The sequence below is a fragment of the Cyanobacteria bacterium GSL.Bin1 genome (assembly GCA_009909085.1).
In the GTDB taxonomy this organism is placed as follows: domain Bacteria; phylum Cyanobacteriota; class Cyanobacteriia; order Cyanobacteriales; family Rubidibacteraceae; genus Halothece.
The window spans coordinates 1-4137 of the sequence record JAAANX010000170.1; the positions used below are offsets into that span (position 1 = coordinate 1).

At 43.4% G+C, this 4137-nt stretch carries 4 protein-coding genes; 3 read left to right on the forward strand and 1 reads right to left on the reverse strand.

What is annotated here, in order from left to right; genetic code table 11:
• Positions 1 to 299 precede the first annotated feature (299 nt).
• A complete protein-coding gene (locus GVY04_19655) occupies positions 300 to 1385 on the reverse strand; it encodes a DUF1887 family protein (protein ID NBD18262.1) in 1086 nt (361 codons plus the stop codon).
• 103 nt (positions 1386 to 1488) lie between these two features.
• On the opposite strand from GVY04_19655, the gene GVY04_19660 reads away from it, so the two are divergent.
• The 3 genes from GVY04_19660 to GVY04_19670 all read left to right on the forward strand — a co-directional run.
• The gene (locus GVY04_19660) at positions 1489 to 2217 is read left to right on the forward strand and encodes a 16S rRNA (uracil(1498)-N(3))-methyltransferase (protein ID NBD18263.1); all 729 of its coding nucleotides are present in this window, start codon (positions 1489 to 1491) and stop codon (positions 2215 to 2217) included.
• Positions 2218 to 2366: 149 nt separating this feature from the next.
• Positions 2367 to 3515 carry a glycosyltransferase gene (locus GVY04_19665; protein NBD18264.1) on the forward strand — a complete coding sequence of 383 codons (1149 nt, stop codon included), beginning with the start codon at positions 2367 to 2369 and terminating at the stop codon, positions 3513 to 3515.
• Positions 3512 to 4137, forward strand: a 626-nt coding sequence (locus GVY04_19670; protein NBD18265.1) for a glycosyltransferase, incomplete at its 3' end; no start/stop codon positions are given. The genes GVY04_19665 and GVY04_19670, both read left to right, overlap by 4 nt.

A 4137-nucleotide genomic window follows, 5' to 3' on the forward strand; every position in this document is an offset into this window, starting at 1 on the left:
ATCGAACCTCCTCACTAAAGCTCCGGTCAATCAACGGCGAGACTCCAACGCAGCGACGCAGGAGCGAAGCGACGAGGAAGTGAGGATATCCCGACGCTGAATCAGAGATTACAGCGCGGGACTTATGTTCTCGCGCTCTTGCCAGTTAAATGTGTTGTAACGGCAATGCTTTTGCAATCACTGGCGCGATCGCGTTGGGACGCAGCTAGCCGTTCGCCATTAGGTTGTAAAGAAGGATGAGACACCTGCCCGACGTGCTACAATTCTAAATTTTATTAATTTAATTTACGTTCGAGTCATCAATCTTCATCAGTTGACCGAGGAGATGAATGACCTAAAATAAGACTTTCCGCTGTCGCTAAAAAATTATTTTCATTGGCAACATGAATATCATGTAAACTAGTCAATTCCTGAGTTAGTTGCTCCCGAATTCCTAAAATGACTAATAACGAACAGTCTTTAGGAATTGATAAAACACTGCGCATTTTTGAATATTTAGTAACATGATTTTGATAATCTCCAGTTTTACACTCAATCCAAAAGGGTTTATTATTAACTAAAAATAAAATATCTAACTCAAAGTCTTCACCATTTTGCAAAACAATTTGCGGATTTAAAATACTCTTGTAAGCTTGTTTGCTTTGCCGAAGTAGCTGACAGAGACTTAAATAAATATAACGCTCAAACCAGCCACCCGTAATAAAATTAATCACTAAGCCCTTCTTTTGCGGAGAGGCATATAACATTTTATTTTTCCGGTCATACTGATAAGAGGACAAAAAAGCATAGTCGCTCATGCGGCTACAGAACTGAGTAGTATAGGTAATTTCAGTTTTACTCCGCGAGGCAAGATTAACTGATAAATTTTGTCCTTTAGAAAAACTCCGTTTTAATTGGATATAAAAATAACTTAAATCAGAATATTTTTCTCCTAAGTAAATAGCTAACTTATTAAAAACTTCTTCATTGTCGTCAGGAATATGATACTTTTGTACTGTAATTCCTTGATGAACCAACCAATTAATAACTTCGCGGTCTTCAGCAATTGCTTGCGCTTGATGAGAATTATTTTGAGAAAAAGAGGAAGTAATTAGCGCTGTTTCAGCACTGCTGATATCTTGAGATAACTCTTGTAAATGATCCTGAAAGAGTTGGACTTGTTCTTGGAGGAATTGTAAGCGTTCTTCAGGAGAATTAATCGTTGCTGGTTTTGAGTGTTGATTAGATTCTTGACGCGTCAACGAATATGTACCGATAATTGAACCCGTTGTACTTCCAATGAGGACAGCAATTTTTCCACGATTTGGAAATAAAATGGTAACTAAAATTCCACAACTTAATGTTAAGGTTGGCAGGATAAGAAAGTTAGTAACTTTTGAGTTCATTACTCTGTCCTTAGTAATGGAAAAACAAGCGCAAAATTAGCGTGACTCCCTCTCTGGATAAGAGATGATAATCTGATTACAGTGTACAAACAGTCAAAAAGGTGTGCAGTATCAACGGTTTGTCATTAACCTTAAACAGCAACAAGGAACAATCATTCACTTGAATGACGCTCAGACACACTATTTACGGCGCGTGTTACGATTAGACGTGGGAGATCGCGCTGTAGCCATGACCGGCAAAGGAACAGCTTGGCTTGTTCAGTTGACTGCTGACAATGCAGAAATTATTGCCCCCATTGAAATTCAAACTGAACTTCCCGTCAACGTCACACTGCTGGTGTCATTACCCAAACAAGGCATTGATGAAATTGTCCGTTGTTGTACCGAAATTGGTGTAACAACTATCATTCCTATTTTGAGTCAAAGAACACTACTGAAGCCCAGTGCTAATAAGTTAACCCGTTGGCAGCGCATCGCACAAGAAGCAGCGGAACAATCGGAACGCGCGATCGTGCCGACAATTCAGGAACCGATTCCCTTATCCGCAGCCCTCAGCAACTCTAGTCCAATTTCCGCACATTGTTACTTTTGTACCGCCCGCTACGATGTTCCGTTATTCAGTACCGTGTTATCCGGTCAACTGGCATTTGGAGACTCCGTTATCATTGCAACGGGTTGCGAAGGCGGATGGACTGAGTTAGAAATTCTCGAAGCCGAGGAAGCGCAGTTTCAACTGGTTTCTCTAGGAAGACGGATCTTGCGTGCGGTAACAGCACCCATCACTGCCATGAGTCTGATTGCAAGCTTCTCTGAAAGAATACAGCCTGATTAGTCAATCAGAGACATGGCTTTTTCATATTTTTTTTAGGAACAACTTCTCAAATAACCTTCCAAGTTGGGTATAATATCGAGTTGATGATGATGAAAATAACCTCTTGACTCATTCCTAAACCAGTAGTCAAGTTTCTGTTCCAGTAAAGAATGAAAATTTTGCAGATTGGTAAGGGATGGTTTCCAGAAGAACCGGGTGGATTGAATCGCTACTACTACGACTGCATGAAGTACCTGCCCAAAGCTGGTATTCAGATAAGCGGTTTAGTCGCTGGTTCCTCGAATGTCATGGAAAATGCTCAAGGTCAGATCCAAGCCTTTGCCCCCAGTTCTTCATCTCTTCTCCGGCGCTGGCGTGGAGTCCGACAAGCAACTCAGCAGCAATTTTCACTCACTAATCATTCTGTCATTGTTTCTCATTTTGCTCTATACACGTTCCCTTGTCTCAATCAACTTGGCTCTCGACCCCTTGTCACTCACTTTCATGGACCGTGGGCACTGGAGAGCACCATGGAAGGGGCTAAAAAGATAGCAAGCCGGGCAAAAAAAACTTTAGAGCAGGCAACCTATCGCCGGAGCACGCGCTTTATAACCCTCTCAACGAGCTTCCGCGATATTCTACATCAAACGTATCAAGTTCCGTTAGAACGAATTCATGTTATCCCCGGCGGTACTGATATTGAACGTTTTGATCGACCTTTATCTTGTATCGAAGCGCGAGCCCAGCTAGGGTGGTCGTTGGAGAAGCCAATTATTTTCTGTGTGCGCCGATTAGCTAGACGGATGGGGATTGAAAATCTAATTACAGCCTTTCGGCAAGTGCATGAGCACTATCCAGAAGCGATGCTCTATATTGCGGGAAAAGGTCCCCTGGCATCTGCTTTGGAACAACAAATTGAAGCACTTAACTTAACTCGCAATGTTTACCTGCTCGGCTATCTCCCAGAGGCACACCTTCCCCTTGCCTATCGCGCCGCTAGTTTCTCAATTGTCCCTACCATTGACCTGGAAGGATTTGGTTTAATTGTGGTGGAGTCCCTGGCAACGGGAACCCCTGTCTTGGGTACCCCCGTCGGTGGGATTCCGAGCATTTTACAACCCTTTTGCCCGGATCTAATCCTGGATGGTTACACGCCACAGCAACTGGCACAAGGGATGATCGAAGCTTTAGCCGGGAAACGTCAGTTACCTAGTGAGCAAGCCTGTAAAGCATATGTGCAGAAGCACTATGCTTGGTCTACGATTGCTCAGCAGATCAAATCCGTTTATCAAGCGGCAATTGACGAGACAAAAGCATGAAAATTTTATTTCTCGATCAAAGTGGCAAAATCGGCGGCGCAGAGTTATCGCTGTCAGATGTTGCTCAACCCTATCAAGAAAATTGCTTGGTCGGTTTATTAGCCGATGGTCCCTTTCGAGAACTGCTTGAACAGCGGCAAATTCCGGTTCAAGTCCTGACCGATCAGTCAATCCGTGTCCGTAAAGACAGCAGTATTCTCCAGAGCCTGAATAGTGTCACGTCTTTAAGTCCTCTAATTACCAAAATTGCTCATATTGCCGGTCACTACGACTTGATCTACACCAATACTCAAAAAGCGCTAGTGGTTGGCGCAATTGCCAGCTTCCTCGCTCGTCGTCCTTTCGTGCATCATCTCCGAGATATTCTCTCTGCTGAGCATTTTAGCTTCACGAATCGCCGTTTGGCGGTTACTTTGGCAAATCGCGCCACGTTAGTGATTGCTAATTCCCAGGCGACTCGAGCTGCTTTTATTGAAGCAGGTGGACGAGAGGATTTAGTAGAAGTGGTTTATAACGGGTTTGATCCGAAACTCTATCAAAGCAGTGAGCAACAGCGAATTCAAATGAGAAACCACTTGGGCTTAGAGGAACAATTCGTTGTCGGTCATTTTAGCCGCTTATC